This window comes from Mycobacterium paraseoulense (assembly GCF_010731655.1).
In the GTDB taxonomy this organism is placed as follows: domain Bacteria; phylum Actinomycetota; class Actinomycetes; order Mycobacteriales; family Mycobacteriaceae; genus Mycobacterium; species Mycobacterium paraseoulense.
In genome coordinates, this window is sequence record NZ_AP022619.1 from 2,867,827 (window position 1) to 2,892,392 (window position 24,566).

General features: G+C 69.4%; 24 protein-coding genes. 9 read left to right on the top strand and 15 right to left on the bottom strand.

Going from position 1 to position 24,566, the window contains the following annotated elements; genetic code table 11:
* Positions 1–78: 78 nt before the first annotated feature.
* The 4 genes from G6N51_RS13120 to G6N51_RS13135 all read left to right on the top strand — a co-directional run bounded on the left by G6N51_RS13120 (position 79) and on the right by G6N51_RS13135 (position 3,301).
* The gene (locus G6N51_RS13120) at positions 79–666 is read left to right on the top strand and encodes a lipid droplet-associated protein (RefSeq protein ID WP_083172181.1); all 588 of its coding nucleotides are present in this window, start codon (positions 79–81) and stop codon (positions 664–666) included.
* Positions 663–1,913, top strand: a complete 1,251-nt coding sequence (xseA, locus tag G6N51_RS13125) for an exodeoxyribonuclease VII large subunit (RefSeq protein ID WP_083172182.1) — start codon at positions 663–665, stop codon at positions 1,911–1,913. The genes G6N51_RS13120 and xseA overlap by 4 nt, the downstream gene beginning before the upstream one ends.
* A complete protein-coding gene (locus G6N51_RS13130; RefSeq protein ID WP_083172183.1) occupies positions 1,903–2,139 on the top strand; it encodes an exodeoxyribonuclease VII small subunit in 237 nt (78 codons plus the stop codon). Before xseA ends, G6N51_RS13130 begins: the two co-directional genes overlap by 11 nt.
* A gap of 61 nt (positions 2,140–2,200) precedes the next feature.
* The gene (locus G6N51_RS13135) at positions 2,201–3,301 is read left to right on the top strand and encodes a 3-beta-hydroxysteroid dehydrogenase (RefSeq protein WP_083172184.1); all 1,101 of its coding nucleotides are present in this window, start codon (positions 2,201–2,203) and stop codon (positions 3,299–3,301) included.
* A 6-nt stretch (positions 3,302–3,307) separates the two neighbouring features.
* Here G6N51_RS13135 and G6N51_RS13140 read toward each other — a convergent pair whose 3' ends face one another.
* Genes G6N51_RS13140 through G6N51_RS13150 form a run of 3 tightly spaced genes read right to left on the bottom strand, consistent with a single transcriptional unit; the run spans position 3,308 to position 6,361 of the window.
* Positions 3,308–4,843 carry a carboxylesterase/lipase family protein gene (locus G6N51_RS13140; RefSeq protein ID WP_083172185.1) on the bottom strand — a complete coding sequence of 512 codons (1,536 nt, stop codon included), beginning with the start codon at positions 4,841–4,843 and terminating at the stop codon, positions 3,308–3,310.
* A gap of 8 nt (positions 4,844–4,851) precedes the next feature.
* Positions 4,852–5,649: a dienelactone hydrolase family protein gene (locus G6N51_RS13145; protein WP_083172186.1), complete on the bottom strand. Its 798-nt coding sequence runs from the start codon at positions 5,647–5,649 to the stop codon at positions 4,852–4,854.
* 13 nt (positions 5,650–5,662) lie between these two features.
* Positions 5,663–6,361, bottom strand: a complete 699-nt coding sequence (locus tag G6N51_RS13150; RefSeq protein ID WP_083172187.1) for a DUF4245 domain-containing protein — start codon at positions 6,359–6,361, stop codon at positions 5,663–5,665.
* A 55-nt stretch (positions 6,362–6,416) separates the two neighbouring features.
* Between G6N51_RS13150 and glpX the strand changes: the two genes are divergently transcribed.
* From glpX to G6N51_RS13165, 3 genes are read left to right on the top strand one after another with little or no spacing between them, the layout of a single operon-like run.
* Positions 6,417–7,469, top strand: coding sequence for a class II fructose-bisphosphatase (gene glpX, locus G6N51_RS13155; RefSeq protein ID WP_083172188.1), 1,053 nt, complete (start codon positions 6,417–6,419; stop codon positions 7,467–7,469).
* A 25-nt stretch (positions 7,470–7,494) separates the two neighbouring features.
* Positions 7,495–8,907, top strand: coding sequence for a class II fumarate hydratase (locus G6N51_RS13160; protein ID WP_083172189.1), 1,413 nt, complete (start codon positions 7,495–7,497; stop codon positions 8,905–8,907).
* A 16-nt stretch (positions 8,908–8,923) separates the two neighbouring features.
* A complete protein-coding gene (locus G6N51_RS13165) occupies positions 8,924–9,874 on the top strand; it encodes a hypothetical protein (RefSeq protein WP_083172190.1) in 951 nt (316 codons plus the stop codon).
* A 16-nt stretch (positions 9,875–9,890) separates the two neighbouring features.
* On the opposite strand, the gene G6N51_RS13170 is transcribed toward G6N51_RS13165, so the two are convergent.
* The 5 genes from G6N51_RS13170 to glyA all read right to left on the bottom strand — a co-directional run bounded on the left by G6N51_RS13170 (position 9,891) and on the right by glyA (position 16,085).
* On the bottom strand, positions 9,891–11,357 hold the full coding sequence (locus G6N51_RS13170) for an adenylate/guanylate cyclase domain-containing protein (RefSeq protein ID WP_142274982.1): 1,467 nt from the start codon (positions 11,355–11,357) through the stop codon (positions 9,891–9,893).
* An 85-nt stretch (positions 11,358–11,442) separates the two neighbouring features.
* Positions 11,443–12,318: a polysaccharide deacetylase family protein gene (locus G6N51_RS13175; RefSeq protein WP_142274983.1), complete on the bottom strand. Its 876-nt coding sequence runs from the start codon at positions 12,316–12,318 to the stop codon at positions 11,443–11,445.
* A 41-nt stretch (positions 12,319–12,359) separates the two neighbouring features.
* A complete protein-coding gene (locus G6N51_RS13180) occupies positions 12,360–13,661 on the bottom strand; it encodes a PhoH family protein (protein WP_055404939.1) in 1,302 nt (433 codons plus the stop codon).
* A gap of 219 nt (positions 13,662–13,880) precedes the next feature.
* Positions 13,881–14,708 (bottom strand): acyl-ACP desaturase, encoded by an 828-nt coding sequence (locus G6N51_RS13185; protein ID WP_083172219.1) that lies wholly within the window; start codon positions 14,706–14,708, stop codon positions 13,881–13,883.
* A gap of 96 nt (positions 14,709–14,804) precedes the next feature.
* Positions 14,805–16,085 (bottom strand): serine hydroxymethyltransferase, encoded by a 1,281-nt coding sequence (gene glyA, locus G6N51_RS13190; RefSeq protein ID WP_083172191.1) that lies wholly within the window; start codon positions 16,083–16,085, stop codon positions 14,805–14,807.
* 113 nt (positions 16,086–16,198) lie between these two features.
* Between glyA and coaA the strand changes: the two genes are divergently transcribed.
* Positions 16,199–17,137 (top strand): type I pantothenate kinase, encoded by a 939-nt coding sequence (coaA, locus tag G6N51_RS13195; RefSeq protein WP_083172192.1) that lies wholly within the window; start codon positions 16,199–16,201, stop codon positions 17,135–17,137.
* Positions 17,138–17,144: 7 nt separating this feature from the next.
* On the opposite strand, the gene G6N51_RS13200 is transcribed toward coaA, so the two are convergent.
* The 3 genes from G6N51_RS13200 to G6N51_RS13210 form a co-directional block, all read right to left on the bottom strand.
* Positions 17,145–17,570, bottom strand: coding sequence for a hypothetical protein (locus tag G6N51_RS13200; RefSeq protein ID WP_083172193.1), 426 nt, complete (start codon positions 17,568–17,570; stop codon positions 17,145–17,147).
* A 255-nt stretch (positions 17,571–17,825) separates the two neighbouring features.
* Complete coding sequence (locus G6N51_RS13205) at positions 17,826–19,196, bottom strand: hypothetical protein (protein WP_083172194.1); 1,371 nt, start codon at positions 19,194–19,196, stop codon at positions 17,826–17,828.
* A gap of 39 nt (positions 19,197–19,235) precedes the next feature.
* Entirely contained in the window at positions 19,236–20,024 is a 789-nt protein-coding gene (locus G6N51_RS13210; RefSeq protein ID WP_083172195.1) for a (2Z,6E)-farnesyl diphosphate synthase, read from the bottom strand.
* Positions 20,025–20,191: 167 nt separating this feature from the next.
* Here G6N51_RS13210 and trhA point away from each other — a divergent pair, with 167 nt between their 5' ends.
* Positions 20,192–20,971 carry a PAQR family membrane homeostasis protein TrhA gene (gene trhA, locus G6N51_RS13215; protein ID WP_083172196.1) on the top strand — a complete coding sequence of 260 codons (780 nt, stop codon included), beginning with the start codon at positions 20,192–20,194 and terminating at the stop codon, positions 20,969–20,971.
* 4 nt (positions 20,972–20,975) lie between these two features.
* Here trhA and G6N51_RS13220 read toward each other — a convergent pair whose 3' ends face one another.
* The 4 genes from G6N51_RS13220 to mca are packed head-to-tail and all read right to left on the bottom strand — an operon-like array spanning position 20,976 to position 24,544.
* Positions 20,976–21,347: a nuclear transport factor 2 family protein gene (locus G6N51_RS13220; protein WP_083172197.1), complete on the bottom strand. Its 372-nt coding sequence runs from the start codon at positions 21,345–21,347 to the stop codon at positions 20,976–20,978.
* Positions 21,348–21,358: 11 nt separating this feature from the next.
* A complete protein-coding gene (locus G6N51_RS13225) occupies positions 21,359–23,371 on the bottom strand; it encodes a thioredoxin domain-containing protein (protein ID WP_083172198.1) in 2,013 nt (670 codons plus the stop codon).
* Positions 23,358–23,675 carry a hypothetical protein gene (locus tag G6N51_RS13230; RefSeq protein WP_083172199.1) on the bottom strand — a complete coding sequence of 106 codons (318 nt, stop codon included), beginning with the start codon at positions 23,673–23,675 and terminating at the stop codon, positions 23,358–23,360. The genes G6N51_RS13225 and G6N51_RS13230 overlap by 14 nt, the downstream gene beginning before the upstream one ends.
* A complete protein-coding gene (gene mca, locus G6N51_RS13235) occupies positions 23,672–24,544 on the bottom strand; it encodes a mycothiol conjugate amidase Mca (protein WP_083172200.1) in 873 nt (290 codons plus the stop codon). The genes G6N51_RS13230 and mca overlap by 4 nt, the downstream gene beginning before the upstream one ends.
* Between the last annotated feature and the right edge of the window lie 22 nt (positions 24,545–24,566).

Below are 24,566 nucleotides of genomic sequence, written 5' to 3' on the forward strand. Positions count from 1 at the left end.
TACGTTCTGCCGACGCGGGCTTGCCAGCTCGCGCCCGCGGGCTTGGAGTTAGCCGTCGCTTAAGGCAATCTTGGACCCATGGCTTCTGCACCGTATGGAGTTCGGCTGTTGGTCGGCGCGGCGACAGTCGCCGTCGAGGAGACCATGAAGCTGCCGAAAACCATCCTGATGTACCCCATGACGTTAGCCAGTCAGGCGGCGCACCTGGTGATGCGGTTTCAGCAGAACCTTGCCGAGTTGGCGATCAAGGGCGACAGCACGCTGGAGACCATCTTTCCGCCGAAGGACGAGCAGCCGGAATGGGCGACCTTCGACGAGGACCTGCCCGACGCGGTGGAAGCCCCCGGCACCGCCCCGAACGGCGGCGGTGATGCCGATCGCCGAACCGAGGGGCGATTCGCGTTGTACTCGCTCGCCGACGCCGCCTCCGATGCCGCCCCCCTGAAACAGGGCAGGAAATCAACGGATGCCCCGGCGGTTCCGCAACCGTCGGTGGTCGCCGAGCTGGACTACCCAACGCTGACGCTGGCGCAGCTGCGGGCCCGCCTGCAGTCGCTGAGCGTCGACGAACTGGAATCCCTGTTGGCCTACGAGCAGGCCACCAAGGCCCGCGCTCCGTTCCAGACGCTGCTGGCCAACAGGATCACCCGCGCGAACGCGAAGTGACCCCGGCCGCACATCCCGAACCCAACTCCGCCGAGAACCCGTTTCCGGTGCGCGCGGTGGCCATTCGGGTCGCGGGCTGGATCGACAGGCTCGGCACGGTGTGGGTCGAGGGGCAGCTGGCCCAGATCAGCGCGCGGCCCGACTCAAAGACGGTGTTCATGGTGCTGCGCGACCCGGCCGCCGACATGTCGCTGAGCGTCACCTGTTCGCGTGACCTGGTGACCAACGCCCCGGTGAAGCTGGCCGAGGGCACGCAGGTGGTGGTCTGCGGCAAGCCGTCATTCTACACGGGCCGGGGCACATTCTCGTTGCGGCTCAGCGAGATTCGGGCCGTCGGCGTTGGCGAGCTGCTGGCCCGCATCGATCGGCTGCGCCGGCTGTTGGACGCCGAAGGGCTTTTCGACCCGCGGCTCAAGCGACCAATTCCCTTTCTGCCCAACATGATCGGACTGATCACCGGCCGGGCCAGCGCCGCCGAACACGACGTGCGAACGGTGGCGGGCGCGCGCTGGCCGGCGGTGCGCTTCGCGGTGCGCAACACCGCGGTCCAGGGGCCCAACGCGGTGGCGCAGATCGTCGAAGCGCTCTACGAACTCGACCGCCACGCCGAGGTCGACGTCATCGTGGTGGCCCGCGGCGGCGGCAGCGTCGAGGACCTGCTGCCGTTCTCCGACGAGACGCTGTGCCGCGCGATCGCGGCGTGCCGCACCCCGGTCATCAGCGCGGTCGGTCACGAACCCGACAATCCGCTGTGCGATCTGGTCGCCGACCTGCGCGCCGCCACCCCGACCGACGCGGCGAAGAAGGTGGTGCCCGATACCGCCGCCGAGCAGCGCCTGATCCAGGACTTGCGCCGGCGAAGCGCGCAGGCGCTGCGCAATTGGGTTGCTCGCGAACAACGCGCGCTGGCCCAGGTCCGCAGCCGGCCGGTGCTCGCCGAGCCGCTGAGCGCGTTGACGGCGCGCGCCGACGAGGTGCACCGCGCCCGGTCGGCGATTCGCCGCGACATCTCCCGCCTGGCCGCCACCGAGACGGAGCGCGTCGGTCACCTGAGCGCGCGGCTGGCGACGCTGGGACCGGCGGCCACGCTGGCCCGCGGTTATGCCGTGGTGCAGGCGGTGCCGGACTCCGGGGCCCCGGTCGTGCTGCGGTCGGTGGCCGACGCTCCGGCGGGGAGCCGGCTGCGGGTGCGCGTGGCCGACGGCGCGGTCGCCGCGGTGAGCGAGGGTCCGACCGATGGCCGGTAAAGAGGAGCAGCCAATTACGCCCATTAGTAGTCTGGGATACGAAGCGTGCCGGGACGAACTGATCGAAGTGGTCCGCCTGCTCGAGCAGGGTGGTTTGGATCTTGATGCATCGCTGAAATTGTGGGAAAGAGGCGAAGAACTCGCTAAACGATGCGAGGAGCACTTAGCTGGAGCCCGTAAGCGGATTGCGGATGCGCTGGCGGCCGGACAGGCCGACGACGCCTGATTTGGCCATTCTACGAAAGCTGCGGTCGTGACTTTTTTTCAAATTGGAACACGTTTCAGTTATGCTGCGGCCCATGGCTGATGCATCACTGACCACCGGAATCGGTCGGGTCCTGGTCACCGGCGGCTCCGGGTTCGTCGGCGCCAACCTGGTCACCACGCTGCTGGACCGCGGGCATCGGGTGCGTTCGTTCGACCGAGCGCCGTCGCCGCTTGCGCAGCACGAGCACCTCGAGGTGCTCGAGGGTGACATCACCGACACGGAGGTGTGCGCCCGGGCGGTCGACGGCATCGACACCGTCTTCCACACCGCGGCGATCATCGACCTGATGGGCGGCGCGTCGGTGACCGACGCGTATCGGCAGCGCAGCTTCGCGGTCAACGTCGGCGGTACCGAGAACCTGGTGCACGCGGGGCAGGCCGCCGGGGTGAAGCGATTCGTCTACACGTCGTCCAACAGCGTCGTGATGGGCGGCCAGAACATTCCCGGCGGTGACGAGACCCTGCCCTACACCGACCGGTTCAACGACCTCTACACCGAGACCAAGGTGGTCGCCGAGCGGTTCGTCCTGGCGCAGAACGGTGTTGGCGGGTTGCTGACGTGCGCGATCCGGCCCAGCGGGATCTGGGGCCGCGGCGATCAGACGATGTTCCGCAAGCTGTTCGAAAGCGTGATCGCCGGCCACGTCAAGGTGCTGATCGGCCGCAAGTCGGCGCGGCTGGACAACTCCTACGTGCACAACCTGATTCACGGCTTCATCCTGGCCGCAGAGCACCTCGTCCCCGGTGGCACGGCGCCGGGGCAGGCGTATTTCATCAACGACGACGAACCGATCAACATGTTCGAGTTCGCCCGGCCGGTGGTCGAGGCCTGCGGCGTGAGCTGGCCCCGGGTGCGGATCAACGGCCCGATGGTCCGCGCGGCGATGACGGGCTGGCAGCGGCTCCACTTCCGCTTCGGCATACCCGCGCCGCTGCTCGAGCCGCTGGCCGTCGAGCGCCTTTACCTGGACAACTACTTCTCGATCGCAAAGGCGCGCCGCGACCTCGGCTATGAGCCGCTGTTCACCACCGAGCAGGCGATGTCGCAATGCCTGCCCTACTACGTCGACATGTTCCAGCGCATGAAGGCCGAAGCGCTGCAACCGTCCGTCAACGGTTAACCACCGCTAGCGGAAGCCCACCATCTCACTGCCCCACGCGGCGCGGATGCGCGCATCGACATCGCGCGCGACGGTGTCGCGCTTGTCGATGACCAGGCAGGCGCGATCGGCCGCGCGGTACGGCGTCCACTCCGGCTCGCCGGGGGGGCCAGCCGGGTCGGCGCGCGCCGCGAAGTTGATCCACCTCGTGCGCATCCTCCGAGAGACCGCCTTGGCGGTCTCGGCGCCGCCGAGCTTCAGTGTGGGATCCTTCGGACCGCCCAGATTGCCCCAGACGTAAGGCAATTCGGTCGCGTGAGCGGCGTTGACCAACAGCAGCTTCAGCAGCGGGGTCGCGTAGTCGAACCGGTACAGAAACACCGGAGCGATGCGGGAGTGCCCCTCGGCCAGCCACACCGACGGCATCCGGAACCCGACGTCGGTCGCGATGCTCAAACTCCTTGCCCTGCGCCGAAATCGCGAGTAGGCCGAACCGATCTGCTCCTCGGTGGGCAGTTGCAGGTCGGGTTGTTCGGCGGCGATCTGGTCGAACATCGAGGTGATCGCGCGAGGGGTGATCGGCATCAGCCTTGAGCGCATCAACCTGAAGAGCGCCGCCTCGTGCCTGTTGGTACCGATGATCAACGGGACCGCAAGCGATCGGCCCTCCTGCACCCGCTTGACCGGGTAGTCGTCCAGCAGCTCGCCGTCGATGATCGGGACGAACGCCAGAATCCCGGGGTTACGCACGGGCACTTCGTCGAAGACCTCTTGGGAGGCGGCCAGCAGCACCGCGGTGGGCACCTCCGGCAACCGGTCCGCATCGACGTCAAGCCGTTCGAGGACGGTCTCGGCCACGCGCTGCGCCCTGCGCCGGTCGTACACCGACGTGGCCGGTGAGCTCTGGGCGATCGCGCGGGCGAACAACCCCTCGGCCGCCGGGCAGGCCAGCAGGGTCGTCACGATCCCCGCCCCGGCGGATTCGCCGAACAGCGTGACGTTGCGGGGATCCCCACCGAATGCGGCGATGTTGTCGCGCACCCAGGCCAGTGCCGCCAGCACGTCGCGCAGTCCGACGTTGGAATCGAACCGCCGCCGCGAGGTGGTGAACGACGACAGGTCCATGAAACCGAGCGCTCCGACCCGGTAATTGACCGTGACCACGACGACGTCACCGCCGCTGACCAATCGGCGACCGTCGTACAACGCCTGGCTGCCCGAGCCCAGGACGTAGGCCCCGCCATGCAGCCACACCATCACGGGCTTTCGGTCACCCGGCTGGGTGCCGGACGACGCCCAGACGTTCAGCCGCAGGCAGTCCTCGCCCTGCGGCGCGCCCAGGTCGAGCGGCATGTTGGGAAAGACCGGCTGGGGGCAGGCCGGCCCATAGCGGGTGGCGTCGGCGACCTGGGTCCACCGCGCGGGCGCCTGCGGTGCCCGGAACCGCAGGGCGCGGACGGGCGGGGCGGCGTAGCGGACGCCTTTCCATGCTCGAACCTGGCCGAGGTCGGCGCCCCGGACCGGGCCGTAGACGGTGTCGACTACGAGACTGTCACCGGGCATGCGGTTGCCTAGGTGAGCCTCTGGGTGAGGAACTCGACCACCCGCTTGCGGGCCTCGTAAGCCGGCTGGCCGTCGACTTCGCGGACCTCGTCGGTGAGCACCGAATGCGCCATCCTGCCGAAACCGCCCGCATTCCCCGGGCTCGAATCGATCTCGATCACCTCGAAGGCGTCGCCGAGCCGCTCCGTGAGCGCCGCGAACCGTTCGCGGGGCACGGCGCTGTCCTCGCTGAACCGCAGACCCATCGCGCACAGGCCGTCGTTGGCGCAGCGATCGGCCACGGTGGCCAGTTCGGCTTCGCTGAGCCCTGGATCCCGGCGCCGCGCACGGCCCAGCGGCAGCGGTACCGACGGCTGCGAGAGCACCGGGGCCAGAACGGCGTCGTCGACCGCGGCGGCCAGCGCGAAGCCGCCGGTGAAGCACTGACCGATCACGCCGACGCCCTTGCCCGGCGTCGACGCGTTGAGGTCCCGCGCCAGCGCCCGCAGGAACAACGACACCGGTCGCTGCTTGTTCGTCGCGAAGGCCGCGAATTCCCGTGCCACACAGGCCCGGCTGATGCTCGCGGCGATGTAGCCGACCGTCTTCGCCTTGCCCGGCTCACCGAACAGCGACGGCGTGGCGACGGTGAAGCCGTTGTCCACCAGGTGATCGCCCAGGGCCAGCACACCAGGATGGATTCCGGGGATCTCGGGAATCAGGACCACTCCGGGGCCGCTGCCCTTGCGGTAGACGTCGTGTGTGTAGCCGCCGCCGGTGAACGGCGCGACCGACCAACCGGACAGATCGGCTTGGGGTGCAGTCACGCTCGGCCTTCCTTCAGTGCGCGGGTAACGGCGGCTGCGATTGCGCCGCCGAGGCCAGCGTACGGAACTGATCGGTGCTTCCGGCACCGGTTATCGCGATTTGGGTGGCCCCGGACGGGGCGGCGAGCCGGGTGGTCCACACCGGCTCGGCGTCCGCCCCGCTTTGGCCGGCGCCGTTGTAGACGACCCAGTTGGTCCCGGCGACGTCGACCGTTCCGGCCGGATACGCCGAGGCGTGGATCGAGCCCACCAGCTTGTCCTCGTCGGCGTTGCTCTGGGTCAGGCTCAGATACATCCCTGTCGGGCTGATGTAGCCGACGACCGAGGTGGCCGCGTTCAGGCGTTGACCGGTCGAGGGGTCGGTGCGCCCGCCCTGGATACCGCCGCGGCCGCCGGAGTTGGCCTGCCAGCCGGCGGGCAGCTTGGGCAACCGAATGGGGAACCCCAGTGTCGCGGCATCGGCCCGCAGGGCCGTCGCCGCGTCGTAGGACGGGACCGCGCCCTGGTGGCTGCCGGGCTGGAACGAGCACATGCCCACCAGGCCCGCCAGCAGGATGCATCCGAGGACCAACGGCATCAGCGACCAGAACATGTCGCGGCCGTCCTGCAGCAACCGCGGTTTGGCGGGCTTGGGAACGGGCCCGGCCGCCGGGGCCGGCTCGCCCGTGACATGGGCGTCCGAGCTGGCATTGAGCGGCGGCTCTTCGGTCATCCCCCGAGTATCCCAGTTCCAGCAGACCGATCCGCTTCTGGGACAATCACGAACCATGACAGTTGAGGGCGACCGCCCATCCGGACGGCCACGTGGTGAAGCCCCGGACCGCAACCTGGCCCTGGAGCTCGTCCGGGTGACCGAGGCCGGCGCCATGGCCGCCGGCCGGTGGGTGGGCCGCGGCGACAAGGAGGGCGGCGACGGCGCGGCCGTCGACGCGATGCGCGAGCTGGTCAACACGGTGTCGATGCGCGGTGTGGTGGTCATCGGCGAGGGCGAGAAGGACAACGCGCCGATGCTCTACAACGGCGAGGAGGTCGGCAACGGCGACGGCCCGGAGTGCGACTTCGCCGTCGACCCGATCGACGGCACCACGCTGATGAGCAAGGGCATGCCGAACGCGATCTCGGTGCTCGCGGTGGCCGAGCGCGGGGCGATGTTCGACCCGTCGGCCGTGTTCTACATGAACAAGATCGCCGTCGGGCCCGAGGCCGCCCACGTGCTGGACATCACCCAGCCGATCGCCGAGAACGTGCGAGCGGTCGCCAAGGCGAAGAACCTGTCGGTGCGGGACATGACGGTCTGCATCCTGGACCGGCCCCGGCACGCGCAGCTGATCGAGGACGTCCGGGCGACCGGGGCCCGCATCCGGTTGATCACCGACGGCGACGTCGCCGGGGCGATCTCGGCCTGCCGGTACCTGTCCGGCACCGACATGCTGGCCGGCATCGGTGGCACGCCCGAGGGCATCATCGCCGCCGCCGCCATCCGCTGCATGGGCGGCGCGATCCAGGCGCAGCTGTCCCCAAAGGACGACGAAGAGCGGCAGAAGGCCATCGACGCCGGCCACGACGTCGACCGGGTGCTGACCACCGAGGACCTGGTGTCCGGCGAGAACGTCTTCTTCTGCGCCACCGGGGTCACCAACGGCGACCTCCTGAAAGGCGTGCAGTACTACCCCGGCGGCTGCACCACGCAGTCCATCGTGATGCGATCGAAGTCGGGCACCGTGCGCATGATCGAGGCCTACCACCGACTCTCGAAGCTCAACGAGTACTCCGCCATCGACTTCACCGGCGACAGCACCGCCGCCTATCCCCTGCCCTGACCGACACCAGCGAGGACTGCTACCTATGGCCGATAGCGCCGCCGATTCCGAGTACCGCATCGAACACGACACCATGGGCGAGGTCCGGGTGCCCGCAAAGGCGTTGTGGCGGGCGCAAACCCAGCGCGCGGTGGAGAACTTCCCCATCTCGGGCCGCGGCCTGGAGCGCACCCAGATCCGCGCGCTGGGCCTGCTGAAGGGCGCCTGCGCGCAGGTCAACAAGGACCTGGGGCTGCTGGCGCCGGAGAAGGCCGACGCGATCATCGCCGCGGCCGCCGAGATCGCCGACGGCCTGCACGACGACCAGTTCCCCATCGACGTCTTCCAGACCGGGTCGGGCACCAGCTCCAACATGAACACCAACGAGGTGATCGCGAGCATCGCGGCCAAGGACGGGGTCACGGTCCACCCCAACGACGACGTCAACATGTCCCAGTCGTCCAACGACACCTTCCCGACCGCCACCCACATCGCGGCGACCGAAGCCGCGGTGCGCCATCTGATCCCGGCGCTCGAGGTGCTGCACGAAGCGCTGGCCAGCAAGGCCCGCGAATGGCACACGGTGGTCAAGTCGGGCCGCACCCATCTGATGGACGCCGTTCCGGTCACCCTCGGCCAGGAATTCAGCGGCTACGCCCGCCAGATCGAGGCGGGGATCGAGCGGGTGCGCGCCACGCTGCCGCGGCTGGGTGAGCTGGCGATCGGCGGCACCGCGGTCGGCACCGGGCTCAACGCCCCCGACGGCTTCGGCGCCAGGGTGGTCGAGACGTTGATCGCCTCCACCGGTCTGGTCGAATTGCGCACAGCCGCAAACTCTTTCGAGGCGCAGGCGGCGCGCGACGGCCTGGTCGAAGCGTCCGGCGCGCTGCGCACCATTGCGGTGTCGTTGACCAAGATCGCCAACGACATCCGCTGGATGGGCTCCGGCCCGCTGACCGGGCTGGCCGAGATCCAGCTGCCGGATCTGCAGCCGGGCAGCTCGATCATGCCGGGCAAGGTGAATCCCGTTCTTCCGGAAGCGGTCACGCAGGTCGCCGCGCAGGTGATCGGCAACGACGCCGCCGTCGCCGTCGGCGGTCTGAGTGGCGCGTTCGAGCTGAACGTCTACATCCCGATGATGGCCCGCAACGTCCTCGAGTCGTTCAAGCTGCTGACCAACGTGTCGCGGTTGTTCGCGGAGCGCTGCATCATCGGGCTGAAGGCCAACGTCGAGCACCTGCGGGAGCTGGCCGAATCGTCGCCGTCGATCGTGACGCCGCTGAACTCGGCGATCGGCTACGAGGAGGCCGCCGCGGTGGCCAAGCAGGCACTCAAGGAGCGCAAGACGATTCGCCAGACAGTGATCGACCGTGGCCTGATCGGGGACAAGCTGTCGGAAGAAGAACTGGACCGCCGCTTGGACGTCTTGGCGATGGCCAAGGTCAAGCCGGAAGCGTAGACGGGGTGATTTCGCGATGACGGCTCCTCCGGGCGGCCCGTACGACCAAGGCCCGTACGGCCAGGGGCCATACGGTAATCCCTATGGGCAGCAACCCTATTGGGGCGGCCCGCCGCAGGGCGGCCCGCAACCGTACCCGCCGACCGGCCCGCAACAGTACCCGCCGACCGGCCCCTACCCCTACCAACCCCCGGGGTATCCGCAAGCGGGACAGCAGTTCCCGCCCGGACCTTATCCGCCGGGGCCGCCTCCGGGAGGGCCCGGTTCGAAGTTGCCGTGGTTGATCATCGCGGGTCTGGTCGTCCTGGCCGTCATCGCGCTGGTGGCGACCCTGATGGTGATGCGCGGCGGCAGCCACGGCAAGTCCCCGACCGCCGCACCCTCATCGACCAGCAGCACGACCAGTCAGCCGAAGGGCCAGCAGACGGCCACCGATTGCACCCCGAACGTGTCCGGCGGTGAGATGCCCCGGTCCGCGTCTATCGCGGCCGGCAAGTTGTCGTTCCCGGCCAGCGCGGTGCCGCCCAACTGGACGGTGTACTCCGATGACCAAAGCCCGAACCTGATCGGCGCGGTGGGTGTCGCCCAGGAAGTGCCCGGGGCCAGCCAGTGGATGATGACGGCAGAGGTCGGCGTCACCAACTTCGTCGCCAGCATGGACGTCACCGCGCAGGCGTCGAAGTTGATGCAGTGCGTCGCCAACGGGCCCGGCTATGCGAACGCCTCGCCCACGCTGGGCCCGACGAAGACATCCTCGATCACCGTCGACGGCACCAAGGCGGCCCGCGCCGACGCCGACGTCACGATCGCCGACGCCACCCGCAACGTCAAGGGCGACTCCGTCACCGTCATCGCCGTCGACACCAAGCCGGTCACCGTCTTCATCGGCAGCACGCCCATCGGTGACGCCGCGTCGGCGGGCATCATCGGCCAGATCATCGCCGCGCTGAAGGTCAACAAATCCTGACGCGGTCCTCGCCGCGCTAGCCGGCCGGGGACGCCGGCGCCGACACGTGGGTGGCTTCGGACCGTCCCCGCAGGACGGTCGAATAGCATTCGGCCCAGTGCCTTCCCTCGGATTCGCCGGCCCGCTCGATGGCCGCCGCCGCGCACAGGATCCGCCGGTCGGCGGTCTTGGCGAGATCGGCCAGCCGCGCGGCCTCGTTGACGGGGTCGCCGATCACGGTGTACTCATAACGGTTTTCGGCGCCGATGTTGCCGGCGAAGACCCGGCCCGCCGATACGCCGATGCCGAAATCGACCGGCAGTCGGCGCAATTGGGTGCCCAGGGCGCGGGCGGTCGCCAGCGCCGCCGACGCCGGCTCGCTGGTCGGCAGCGGCGCCCCGAAGACGGCCAGCGCGGCGTCGCCGGCGAATTTGTTGATCAGCCCGTGGTGCTCGTCGACCGCGTTGACGACGATGCGAAAGAAATCGTTGAGAACTTCGGCCACCTCTTGCGGGGGACGGCTTTCCGCCAGTTGCGTCGAGCCCACCAGGTCGATGTAGAGGACCGCCGCCTCGACCACGTCGCCCGACAGCGATGCGCCCTCTTTGATGGCGCGCTGGGCGACGTCGGTTCCGACGTGGCGCCCGAACAGGTCGCGCAACCGGTCCCGCTCGGCCAGCCCGGCCACCATGCGGTTGAAACCCGTTTGCAGACGCCCGATTTGGGAACGCTCGTACGCCCCGACGTAGGTCCCCATGTGGCCCTGCTCGACTTCCGCCATGGCGTCGACGACCTCGCCCAGCGGATCGGAGATGGACCGCGACGTCAAGATCATGGTCGGGAACCCGAGGACCACGGCCGCCAGCGCCACCACCAGGATCGGCACGTCCAGTGCGGCGGACTTCTGAATCAGCCACCCGTACGAGCGAAGCACGACAAGCGTCGCGATCACCCCGATGGGGAAGGCGCTGCACAGGAACCACAGCAGGACCAGGCGGGCGTACACGCCGGGCACGGCCATGTGCGGCTCGCGGCCCAGCGTCGCGGCGCGCATGATGGGCCGCAGGACCCGCTGGGCCAGCAGCATCGCGGTGCCCGCGGCGGCGGGCCCGCCCAGCAGCGCACCGAGGCCGATGGGCAGCAGCAACTGCGCCCCGCCGCCGAGATTCAGCACCATGAAGATGCCGCCGGTGACGGCCCAGGCCCCGAACAGGATGGCCGACTGGCGCCCGGGCAGCTTCAGTGCGACTTCCCGCTGATTCTGGTCGGGTTCGGCTCCGGACGAGTACCAACGCAGCGTCGGGGCGATGCTCACGATGCCCGCGGCCGCGACGCCGACGATGCCCAACGACACGAGCGCCAGTACCGCTGCGGTGTTGGCCTTCGCGAAGTCGGCGTTGGCCCCGACCGCCGTGTGGCCGCGCAGTGGGATCAAGATGGCGGCCGCCTCGATGACGGCCAGAAAGTAGGACAGGGCGAGGTCGGCCCCATATGCAATAGCCAACCGGCGGGCGGACTTTCGTTGCCCCTCCGGCGCCCGCGGGCGCCACTTCCCAAGCCGGGTAGCCGCGCGCGCCCGCCAGCTCGTGCTAGGCACCGTTGTTCGGCCCGCCGGAGTTCTGACCCGGGATGTCGGTGATGGGGAAGTTGGGCATCGGCTTGGGCGAAGGCGTGTCGGGCAGCGTCGGGATGTCGCCGGGCGGGATGTCGTGGAGCGCGTTGGCGGGTGGCCCGTTCTCGCGGCTGCCATAGCTGCTGCCGGGCGCGCGGGGGCCCAGGAGTTCGCTGACCGTCACCATCCGATAGCCGTTGGCCTTGAGCACCGGCATGAACTGGTAGATCAGGTCGACGGTGCTCGAGTAGGTGTCATGGAAAAGCACCACCGAACCCGGCTTGACATGGGTCATCAGCATGTACCGCGTCGCGGCCGTGTTCGAGTCGTTCGCCCAATCGAAAGGTATGACGTCCCAGAGGATTTCGGCGAGCCCGAACTTTGCCGCGGTCTGCCGCACCGCGTCGGTGGACAGGCCGCCCGCGGGGCGATACAACGTCGGCGTCCGCCCGGTGGCGGCGGCGATCGCGTCGTTGGCCTTGGCGAACTGGGGGGCGATGTCTTCGGGCGGGATCGTCGCCATGTTGGGGTGCTCCCAAGTGTGGCTGCCGATCTCCATCCCGGCGTCGGCCACCTGCCTGGCCCCCGCGGGGTTGGCCGCCACCTTGTTGCCGATTTCGAAGAACGTCGCCTTGGCGTCGTTGTCCTTGAGGATCTGCAGCAACCGGGCGTCGAAGGGGCTGGGCCCGTCGTCGAACGTCAGCGCCACGCACTTGACCACCGAGCAGCTGAGGTTGTCGGCCCGGGTCACGTGACCGGTCAGCCCGCCGATCACCAGGACGGCCGCGGCCGCGACCACACCGACGACCATGCGCCAGTAGCGCCAGGACTGGTTGTCGGGTTTTGTGGGCACGCTGGCAGTTTATCGAACGCCTGGCCTGCCGAAATGCGCCGTCACTGCGGCCCGGCGATCTCCTCGAGCATTTCGGTGACCAGCGCGGCGATCGGCGACCGCTCGCTGCGCAACAGGGTGATGTGGGCGAACAGCGGGTGGCCCTTGAGCTTCTCGATGACCGCGGCGACCCCATCGTGCCGGCCGACGCGCAGGTTGTCGCGCTGGGCGATGTCGTGGGTCAGCACCACCCGCGACCCGGCGCCCAGCCTGGAGAGCACCGTCAGCAACACGTTGCGCTCCAGGGACTGGGCCTCGTCGACGATGACGAAGGAGTCATGCAGCGACCGGCCCCGGATGTGGGTCAGCGGAAGTACCTCGAGCATGCCCCGGGAGAGCACCTCTTCCAGCACGGCCGGGCTGGCCAGGCCCTCGAGCGTGTCGAAGACCGCCTGCGCCCAGGGCCCCATCTTTTCGCTCTCGCTGCCGGGCAGGTAGCCGAGCTCCTGGCCGCCGACGGCGTACAGCGGGCGGAAGACCACCACCTTGCGCTGGGTCCGCCGTTCCAGGACGGCCTCCAGGCCCGCGCACAACGCCAGCGCCGACTTGCCGGTGCCGGCTTTGCCGCCCAGCGAGACGATGCCCACCGACTCGTCGAGCAGCAGGTCGAGCGCCACCCGCTGCTCGGCGGAACGGCCCCGCAGGCCGAATGCCTCGCGGTCGCCGCGAACCAGCTGTACGCGCTTGTCCGCGTTGACTCTGCCCAGCGCATGCGAGCTGCCGCCGAGCAGCCGGATACCGGTGTGGCAGGGCAGGTCTCGGGCTTCGGCCAGATCGATCTCGCCCTCGGCGAACAGCGCGTCGATGTCCTCGGTGGCCGTCTCGATCTCGCGCATCCCCGACCACCCCGAGGCCACCACATCCTGCGCGTGATACTCGTCGGCGGCCAGCCCGACCGCGGCGGCCTTCACGCGAAGCGGAATGTCCTTGCTGACCAACGTGACTCGCTTGCCTTCGGCGGCGAGGTTGGCGGCACAGCTCAGGATCCGGCAGTCGTTGTTGTCGCTGCGGAAGCCGGCGGGCAGCACCGCGGGATCGGTGTGGTTGAGCTCGACGTGAAGCGTACCGCCTTGTGCGCCAACGGGAATGGGCTGATCGAGGCGTCCGTGTACCAGCCGGAGATCGTCGAACAGACGCAACGCCTGACGGGCGAACCACCCCAGCTCGTGGTGATGCCGTTTGGCCTCCAGTTCGCTGATCACCACCAGCGGGACCACCACCTCGTGCTCGGCGAACCGGCTGCACGCCCAGGGGTCGGACAGCAGCACGGAGGTGTCGATCACGTAGGTCCGGATTTCGGTCACGTAGCGCTCCTCGAGCGGGATGAGCCCGCGCGGACCCGCACAGGCATGTCGGCGGGAACTGCGACACCAGGACCGGGGCCGGTCCTTCCGTTGTGGTGACGGGAGGTGCCGCCCTGGCAGCAGAGCATGACGCTGACCATCGAGATCGACGCTACTCTCGTCGCCGCTTCGCAGCAGCGCAGGCGCGCCGACGACCGAGCGCCGGGCGCGAAGATCGGCCTAGCCGATGACGAATTGCTTGAGGGTGGGCTCGTCGGCGACGCCCCATGCGGTGATGCGATCCGAGATCGCCTGCCGCAGCTGCCGTTGGTCGAAGATGCCGGCCTCGGCGACGTTGCGCAGCTTGTCCCGATAGGAGTCGATGTCGGCGCCGGGCACCTGCAGGTCGGCCGCGCGCGCCGCGATCGCCGCGATCGTCTCGTCGCGGGTGTATTCGAGGCAGTGCTCGACCAGGTTGGAGAAGAACAGTTCGTGGCGGCGCTCGTCGCGCGCGATCCGGTCGATGAGGCCGGCCAAGATGGGCTCTTCGAGCTTGGCCGCCAGGTTCTCGCAGAAGACGGCGTGCGTGCGCTCGGTGAGCGCCATGTACACCAGGGTCTCCACCTGGGTGTAGGTGTCGGCGCGGTAGCCCTTCATGACGTACTGGACCCGGGCCTCCTCGTTGGCGGTCGGGTCGACCTCGCGGGTCACCACCAGGTACTCACGCAGCGCGATGGCGTGCAGGTGCTCCTCCGCGGTCCAGCGGCCCAGCCAGCGGCCCCACCAGTCTTCGAGGATGAAGTGCTCGACGAGCTCGCGGTGATGCCCGGCGAGGTTGTCCTTGAGCAGCAGCAGGATCTCGCAGGCGTCCATGTACTCCCGGGGCAGCGTCGCGTCGGACGGCTCCCAGTCGCGTCCGCCGAGGAACGCGAAGTTCTCGCCCCGGTCGAACGGCACGTAGTCGTGAGCGAACCAGAGTTCCTCGGTGTTCAGGTGCCGGTCCATGTTGGCTTCGCACACCGGCTCGAGTTCCAGGGTCAGCGCGTTAGCGACAGGTTTCTGTGCCATGCGGTTACTGTAACTCGCGTACACAGGTTCGTGAAATCGCTCCGCCCGTGTCGCGACAACTGGTGACTTTGGTCCCTAAGCCGGCCCCCGCCGCCGCTAGCGATCGACCAGCGTCCACTCCTCGAGGCCGTCGTACAGCGGAAAATCGCGGGCCAGCCGCGTCACCCGCTGCCGCAGGGCGGACAGGTCAGCCGCGGCCCCCGCCGCCAATGCGGTGGCGATGACGTCGGCGACCTCGGTGAACTCCGCATCCCCGAAACCGCGGGTCGCCAGCGCCGGCGTCCCCACCCGCAGGCCGGACGTCACCATCGGCGGGCGCGGGTCGTTGGGGACCGCGTTGCGGTTGACCGTGATGCCGATCTCGTGCAGCAGGTCCTCGGCGGCCTTTCCGTCCAGCGGGGAGTCGCGCAGGTCCACCAGCACCAGGTGCACGTCGGTGCCGCCGCTGACCACCGACACACCGGCCTTGGCCACGTCGGGGGCGGTCAGCCGGTCGGCGATGATCCGGGCGCCGGACAGCGTGCGCTGCTGCCGGTCGGCGAACTCGGGGGTGCCGGCGATCTTGAGCGCGACGGCCTTGCCCGCGACGACATGCATCAGCGGCCCACCCTGCTGGCCGGGGAACACCGCGGAGTTGATGGACTTGGCGTACTCCTGCTTGCCCAGGATCAGGCCGGAACGCGGCCCGCCGAGCGTCTTGTGCACGGTCGTGGACACCACGTCCGCGTGCGGCACCGGCGAGGGGTGCAGCCCGGCGGCGACCAGGCCCGCGAAGTGCGCCATGTCCACCCACAGCTTGGCGTCGACCTCATCGGCGATCGAGGCGAACGCCGCGAAGTCCAGAATCCGCGGGTAGGCCGACCAGCCGGCGATGATGACCTTGGGGCGGAACTCGCGAGCCTTGGCCCGCACCGCGTCCATGTCCACCAGGTGCGTCGTGGGATCCACACCGTAGAAGCCGGTCTCGTAGAGCTTGCCGGAGAAATTCAGCTTCATCCCGTGGGTCAGGTGGCCGCCGTTGGCGAGGTCGAGGCCCAGCAGCCGCTCCCCCGGCGTCATCAGCGCGTGCAGCACGGCGGCGTTGGCCTGCGCGCCCGAATGTGGCTGCACGTTGGCGAAGTCGGCGCCGAATAGCGCCTTCGCCCGGTCACGGGCGATGTTCTCCACGACGTCGACGTACTCGCAGCCGCCGTAGTAGCGCCGGCCGGGGAGGCCCTCGGCGTACTTGTTCGTTAGCACGCTGCCCTGCGCCTGCAGCACCGAGCGCGGCACGAAGTTCTCCGAGGCGATCATCTCCAGGGTGTCGCGCTGACGACCCAGCTCCTTGCCGAGCAACTCGGCGATGTCGGGATCGACGTCCGCGAGCGGGGCGGACATCACGGACGTGGAGGGGCGGGCGTCGGGTGCAGCAGTCACGGCGCCAGTCTATCCAGCGAGGGTTTAGCCAGCCCAGCCGTCGGGCGCGCGTCCGCCCCTGCGACACTTGCACCATGCCGCGGCTTAGCGAGCCGAGCCCCTATGTGGAGTTCGACCGAAAGCAATGGCGCGCGCTTCGCATGTCGACGCCGCTGGCGCTGACCGAAGAGGAACTGGTTGGCCTGCGCGGTCTCGGCGAGCAGATCGACCTGCTCGAAGTGGAAGAGGTCTACCTGCCGCTGGCCCGGCTGATCCACCTGCAGGTCGCCGCCCGCCAGCGGCTGTTCGCCGCCACCGCGGAGTTCCTCGGCGAGCCGCAGCAGAATCCGGACCGGCCGGTTCCGTTCGTGATCGGCGTCGCCGGCAGTGTCGCGGTCGGCAAGTCGACCACCGCCCGCGTGCTGCAGGCGCTGCTGGCCCGGTGGGACCATCACCCGCGGGTGGACCTGGTGACCACCGACGGCTTCCTGTACCCGAACGCCGAACTCGATCGGCGAAACCTCATGCACCGCAAGGGTTTTCCGGAGAGCTATAACCGCCGGGCGCTGATGCGGTTTGTGACGTCGGTCAAGTCCGGATCCGACTACGCGTGCGCGCCGGTCTACTCGCACCTGAAATACGACATCATCCCCGGGGCCAAACACGTGGTCCGTCATCCCGACATCTTGATCCTGGAGGGCCTCAACGTACTACAGACCGGTCCGACCCTGATGGTGTCGGACCTGTTCGACTTCTCGCTGTACGTGGACGCCCGGATCGAAGACATCGAGCAGTGGTACGTGTCCCGGTTCCTGTCGCTGCGCGGCACGGCCTTCGCCGACCCGGAATCACACTTCCACCACTACTCGGCGCTGGGCGACGCCAAGGCCGTCGCCGCCGCGAAGGAGATCTGGCGGTCCATCAACCGGCCCAATCTGGTCGAGAACATCCTGCCGACCCGCCCCCGGGCCACCCTGGTGCTGCGCAAGGACGCCGATCATTCCATCAACCGGCTCCGGTTGCGCAAGCTCTAGGTAACGGTCACGCCGTCTCGAGGCGACGCAGCCCCAGGTACTGCAGCCCGGCGAACGCCGCGGTGTACAGGCCGCCGGCCAGCGTTGCCGCGACCCCCGGCCCGGACAGCGGCAGCGCTTCGGCGGCCACGATCGCGCCCAGCGTGAACACGACGTTGACCACGATGACGCCCCTGCCGACGCGGCGCAGGTTCGGCGCCGCCGCCAGCAGGAACACGGCCAAGCCGCCGAGCACGAAGAAGGCGCCGAGGCTGTACTCCTGCAACGACGTCAGGCCCGTCAGCGAGGAAAGTGGGTCGGCGAGAAAGGCGATGGCCAAACCGCACAGTCCCGTCAATGTGGCGTCGGCGCGCATGGCGAAACGCAGCAGCGAGTCGGTCGCGTCGTACAGGGGTCGGGTTGCCAGACCGGGTGCGCCAGATGCATACATCATGTGATTACTCCTCGCGATGGCGATCGGGGTCGAACATCAGCGTGCCGCCGGCCCACTGCCATATCGACTCGTGGCACTGCCAATTACTGCCACGGATACAAAGACCAGGGGATTCCCTCGGCTATTCCCGTGATCGCGCCCGAATCTCGATTGTTATTCGACGGACGCCAGTCTGGTGTTCAGCAGCCTCAGCAGTCACAGATCCACGGGTCGCGCCGATGATGGAAGTCACGACGCGCCGCACGCGTCCGGCGGCTAGTCGCTGGCCACCGGGACCCGCCCGCGCAGATCGGCGGCGATGAGCCGGGCCGCGGCGTTCTGCCAGTTGTGCAGCGAGCGCTGCGGAACCTCGGTGACCAGCCACTGCCAGGCCTGGCGGGCGGTCGGATCCAAGCCGGCGGGGGTGGCGTTCTGCGCGTATGCGCGCACGCCGACGACGTAGGGGAAATACAGCGAGTTGTAATGGCGCCACTGCTCGGTGGTACCGAAATCGCCGGCGTCGCGCGGTTTGAGCCGCGCGATCGCCTCGGCGAGGACCGCCTTGAGTTCGTTGGCCCGCTCCAGCGGGTGGTCGGGCGCGCCCCGTGCGGCGAGTCGCTCGTCGATGACGGGCAGTGCGTTCAGCGGGCTGGCGACGAGCTTGGTCAGGTCCGCGTAGTGGCCCAGCGCCCTGCGGGTGAGTCTGGCGAACGTTTGGTCGTCGGCGTCGAGCAGGGGATCGGCCGAACGCAACGGCAACGCCGCCTCGGTGTGCCGCAGCGTGGCCCGGTCGGCGCGCAGCGCGGGCGATTTCGCGAATGCCATCCGGTCGAGCGCGCCGGCCAGCGGGTCGGCCAGCACCTGCACCGCGATGGCGATCGCGAGGCTGCTGAACAACAGCACGCCCAGCACCGTCCGCCCGGCGGGCTCGTCCCGCGTGACCGCCAGGCCGATCAGCGCCTGGCCGCCGAACAACACCGCCACCGCCATGGTGCCGACGAACGAACGCCGCATGTCCGCGCGCAGCGCCTGGCCCTCGTCGAAGGCGTCCCACAGGGCCACGGCGAGGCCGAGCGAGAGGACGTCGATACTCGTCGACGCCAGCGCCACCCAGCTGGGCACCAGGCCCAGCGGAATGATCAGGATGGCATTGCCCAGCGCGAAGAACAGGGTCGCGACGACGGCGAGTCCGACGGCCGATCGGGGCCGGCGCGGCTGCCGCAACGCGGCGGCCATCGCGCCGAACGTGGAGAGCGAGATCACCGCGAACATCAGCCAGTGGCCTGTTCGCAACGGCCCCTCGACGCCGCCGGCCAGCATCGCCCCGAACAGCGCCAGCGCCGCGACCGCCGCCACGAGCAACAGGTCGCGGCCGCGCGCCCTCCCGCCGTCCCTGGGCCGGGACAGCTCGACGAGCACCGCGAACCACGCCACGCCGGGAATGGTCACCAGGTAGATCTCCACGCGGCTGAGCAGGTGCGCGTAGGCGGGGCTGGTGTTCCGCACCGCGTCCAGCGCGACCACCAGCGCGAAACCGCAGAGCCCGATCGCCGCCATCACCAGCACCGGCTTACGCGGATCGCGGGCGAGCAGGTACAGCCCGAGCCACCCGCTCAGCGTGAACACCACCGCCGACAGCGCAGCCATGCTCACAGTTTGGCACGGAGTCGGATGCGTGCCGACCCGCTACTTGCCGTATCTGCGGTGCCGCTGGCTGTAGTCACGCAGCGCGCGCAGGAAGTCGACCCGGCGGAACGCGGGCCAGTGCGCCTCGGTGAACCACATCTCCGAATAGGCGCTCTGCCACAGCAGGAACCCGGAGAGCCGCTGCTCCCCCGACGTGCGGATGACCAGGTCGGGATCGGGTTGCCCTGAGGTATAGAGGTTTTCGGAGATGCCGTCGACGGTGACCGAGTCGATGAGCTCCTCGGCGGAAGCGCCGTTGGCGAGTTCCTTGCTCAGCAACGCCCGCACCGCGTCCACGATCTCGCGGCGGCCGCCGTATCCGACGGCGACGTTGACGTGGAACGGTGCGACGACGGGCGTCGACTCCACCGCGTCACGCAGCCGCCGGGCCGGCTCCTCGCCGAGCAGCTCCAGGTCGCCGACGGTGCGCACACTCCAGCGATTGGCCGGTGCGCAGATCTCCTCAACGACATCGGTGATGATCTCGATCAGTCCCGCCAGCTCGTCGGGGTCGCGCTGCAGATTCTCGGTGGACAGCAAGTAGACCGTGGTCATCTCGATGCCCGCTTCCTGGCACCAGCGCAGCATCTCGGCGATCTTCGCCGCACCCATCCGGTAGCCGTAGCTGACGTCGGCATAACCGGCGTCGCGGGCCCACCGCCGGTTGCCGTCGCACAGCACCGCGATGTGACGGGGCAGGTGCGATTTGGACGAGGCCAGACCCTGCCGCAGCCGCAGCTCGTAGACGCGATAGAGCGGCTCTTTGAGACGCGGCGGGATAATTTCCACGGAGATTCAGCCTACTGTGAGCCGCGCCGAATTCCCCCGCGATTCGGGCCCGGTTTCGGGTCCGTCGCCCGCGGGCAGAGACCACCCCGTGACGATTCCCGATTACTGTGGGTGACAAGCAGTCGCTGGCAATCCCCCGACCTGCAAACACACGAGGCACAGGAGACATGAGCAGCCAGACCAGCACGTCTGCCAATCCGGACCGTTCGGATCGCGAATCCGAGGCCGTCACCCCTGGCAACACCGTCGAGCAGCTTGTCGAGGGGGCGACCAACGTCCTGACCAAGCCGCGCATGCGTGGCTGGATCCACTTCTATTCGGCGTGGCTGGCGTTCATCGCCGGCGCGACCCTGGTGTCGGTGTCGTGGGCCATCTCCTCGCCTCGCGCCGGTCATTCGACGCTGGTCTACGCGGCGGCCACGGTGGCGATGTTCGCCGTCAGCGCCACCTACCACCGGGTGCACTGGAAATCCGAGGTGGCGCGCAAACGCATGAAGCGGCTGGACCATTCGATGATCTTCGTGTTCATCGCCGGCAGCTACACGCCGTTCGCGCGCCTGGCCATGCCGCAGCAGACCGGGATGGAGGTGCTGTGGATCGTGTGGGGCGGCGCGGTGGCGGGCATCCTGTTGAAGGTGTGCTGGCCGTCGGCGCCGCGGTGGCTCGGTGTGCCGCTATACCTGCTGCTGGGTTGGGTGGCCGTGTGGTACTGCCCGACGATCCTGCACGAGGCCGGCGTGGCGGCGATGGTGCTGCTGGCCGTCGGCGGCGTGTTCTACAGCGTCGGTGGCATCTTCTACGGGCTCCGGTGGCCCGATCCGTGGCCCAGGACGTTCGGCTATCACGAGTTCTTCCACGCCTTCACCGCGGTCGCGGCGATCCTGCACTACATCGCCATGTGGTTCGCGGTGTTCTACGTCGGCGACCACGCTTGGCTGGCGCACTGAGCGGCTACAGCTGCGTGACGTCGGCGGGCGACCAGTAGGCCTTCATGTGTGCGACCTTGCCGTCGTCGTCGAACGCCATCACGTCGATCGGTTCGATCACCATCCGGTGCTCTCCCGCGGTGATCGTGAGGCGAAAATGGAAGGCCGCCTCGTTGCCCGCGACCCGCAGCGTCACCAGCTCGCATTCGCGCTGCACGTCGTTGACCGCGGAGTAGAAGCCGTGGATCGCCTGGCGGCCGATGTGCACCTCGCCGCCGACGGGATCCTCGACGGTGGCGTCGTCGGCGTACAGCTCGACCAACTCGTCGGCGCCGCCCTTGGCGACCAGTTCGATGTAGCGGTTGACCGTGTCGGTGATGTGTTGGGCGCTCGGCATGAAACCTCACGCTACCGTGGCAGGCCCAGCGCCCCCGCAAGGTCTTCGGCGGTGGTGACCGGCAGGTCGCACACCCGGCCGCGGCACACGTAGGCGGCGTCGGCGCCGGCCACCCGGTCCCGCCCGGCCAGCAGCTCCGACGAGTCCCGTTCCCCGCCCACGACGATCGCCCCGCCGGGCGCCAACCGGCGGGCCTCGGCCAGCAACGCCGACCGCGACGGCTCACAGGCGACGGCGATCTGCAGTGGACCGCGGACCGCGGCCTCCGCCACGGCCAGCCAGTGCCCCGCCGAGCGCGGCGCGCGCTCCAGCAGCACCGAATGCGCGTTCAGCGCGTCTCCGGCGGCCCGCAGATAGCGCTCCGCACGGTCGCCGTCGACCAGGTGCGCCGCGGTCAGCAGCGCCTCGGTGATCGACGACGCGCCCGACGGGGTCGCCCCGTCGAGCGGGTCCGCGGGCCTCAACACGAGCCGCTCGGCGTCGTCGGCGGTGTCGAACCAGCGGCCCGGCTGCTCCGGGTCGGTGAAGTGCCGCAGCGCGGTGTCGAGCAGGTCGGTCGCCGCGGTCAGCCAGTCCGTGTGGGCGTCCAGCTGGTAGAGGGCGAGCAGGCCGGTGGCCAGCATCGCGTGGTCTTCGAGGATGGCGGCGCTGTCGCCGACCGCCCCGCCGAGGCTGGCGCGCCGGAGCCGCCCGTCGACCAGGTGCAAGCCCAGCACCGCGGTGGCGCAGTCCCGCGCGGCGCGGGCCAACTCGGGCTCGTCCAGGGCCACGCCGGCCTCGGCCAGCGCGGTGATCGCCAAACCGTTCCAGGACGTGACGACCTTGTCGTCGCGTCCCGGCTGGGCGCGGGCGCGCCGGGCGGCCAGCAGCGCGCCCCGGGCCCGTTCGAGCCGTTGCGGGTCGTCGGGGTCGGCGGGCAACTGCAGCACCGAGGCCCCGTGCTCGAAGGTGCCCACCGCGGTGACGTCGAATACCGTTGCGGCCCAGGCGCCGTCGGCGGGCCCGAGGGCCTCGATCAGCTGCCCGGGCGTCCAGACATAGGTCGAGCCCTCGCGGCCGTCCGCGTCGGCGTCGAGCGACGACGTGAACATGGGGCCGTCGGCCAGATCGTCGAGCAGGAAGCGCGCGGTCTGGGCGGCGACCCGGCGCGCCAGCGGATCGCCGGTCCGCCGGGCCCAGTGCGCGTAGACCCGCAGCAGCAGCGCGTTGTCGTACAGCATCTTCTCGAAATGCGGTACCACCCAGGCGTTGTCGACGCTGTAGCGGGCGAACCCACCGGCGAGCTGGTCGCAGATGCCGCCGCGGGCCATCGCGTTCCCGGTGCGCGCGACCGCCTCGAGCGCGGCCGCCGATCCGGTGCGCTCGTAGTGGCGCAGCAACGCCTCGAGCATCGCCGACGGCGGGAATTTCGGCGCGCCGCCGAAGCCGCCGTGGACCGCGTCCTGGTCGTCGAGCACCACGGCGACCGCACGGTCGCACAGCGTCGGTGCGATGTCGGGGCCGCCGGAGGGCAGGCCGGACGCCATCGCGCGCAGCTCGCCGGCGATGGCGTCGGACGCCTGCTCCACCTCGCCGCGACGCTGCTGCCAGGTCGCGGAAACGGCCGAAAGCAGCTGCAGGAAACCATCTTTCGGGTAATAGGTACCGCAGAAGAATGGCCGGCCGTCGGGCGTCAGGAAACACGTCATCGGCCATCCGCCGTGGCCGGTGAGCGCCACGGTGGCGTTCATGTACACGGCGTCGAGGTCCGGGCGTTCCTCCCGGTCGACCTTGACGCACACGAATCCGGAGTTCATGGCGGCGGCCACCTCGTCGTCCTCGAACGACTCGTGGGCCATGACGTGACACCAGTGGCAGGCGGCGTAGCCGATGGAGAGCAGGATCGGCACGTCACGCGCGGCCGCGGCCGCCAGCGCCTGCGGGGTCCACTGCTGCCAGTGCACCGGGTTGTCGGCGTGCTGGCGCAGGTACGGGCTGGTGGCCAGCCCGAGGGTGTTGGTCGCGGCGGGGTCAGCCGGGCTCATCGCCGGGTCCCGGTGGCCGCTGCGATCCGTGCTCCGGGCCCGGGGGCCCTCCGTCGGTGTCGTCGATCGCGTCGGTGCCCTCGTCGGCGGCCTGGTCGGGCTCGGGGTGCTTGGGGTCGAACGAGTCGGGCACCTTCTTCAGCTGCCGATTCATCGATCGCAGCAGCAAGAGCGTGGCGATCAGCAGCACCACGACGACCAGCAGCCCGATCGGGCTGGCCTTGCCGAAGTCCGGCCCGGTGTGCCGGGGCGCGCCATCGGCCAGCCAGCCGGCGGCCGCGCTCACAACGAAAAGGTGGCTCACCGGTCGATCTCGATTCCGGCGAACAGGTCGTCCTCGGGCAGCCGGACGGGAACCCGCGAGCGGGCCAGCTCGAACTCCTCCGTCGGCCACAACCGCTGCTGCCACTCGATGGGCGCGGCGAAGAAGTCATGCTCGGGGTCGATCTGGGTGGTGTGCGCCCGCAGCGCGTCGTCGCGCTGGCTGAAATACGCCGAGCATTCGACGCGCGTCGTGACCCGGGACTCGAAGGGGTCGTGCGAGGCGTCCCAGTGCTCGAGCCACTTCTTGAACGGCGGTTCGTGACCGTGTTTGACGGCCTCGTCGTGCAGCAACTGCATCCGCGCCCGCAGGAACCCGTGGATGTAGTAGAGCTTGGACACCGCCCACGGCTCGCCCACATCCGGATACCGCCGATAGTCGCCGGCCGCCTCGAAGGCGCCGACCGACACCTGGTGGCAGCGAATGTGATCAGGATGCGGGTAGCCGCCGTTCTCGTCGTAGGTGGTCATCACGTGGGGGCGGAACTCGCGGACCACGCGCACCAGCGCCTCGACCGATTTCTCCAGCGGCACCAGCGCGAAGCATCCTTCGGGCAGCGGGGGCGGCGGGTCCCCTTGGGGCAGGCCGGAGTCGACGAAGCCGAGCCAGGTGTGCTCGACACCGAGGATCTCGGCGGCCTTCGCCATCTCGTCGCGGCGGATCTCGGCGATGTGACCGCGCACGTCGGGCAGGTCCATCGCCGGGTTGAGAATGTCGCCGCGCTCGCCGCCGGTCAAGGTCACCACCAGCACCCGGTGGCCCTCGTCGGCATAGCGGGCGAGGGTGGCCGCGCCCTTGCTGGACTCGTCGTCGGGGTGGGCGTGCACCGCCATCAACCGCAGTTCGCTCACGTGCCCCCTTGTCGGTCTGCTG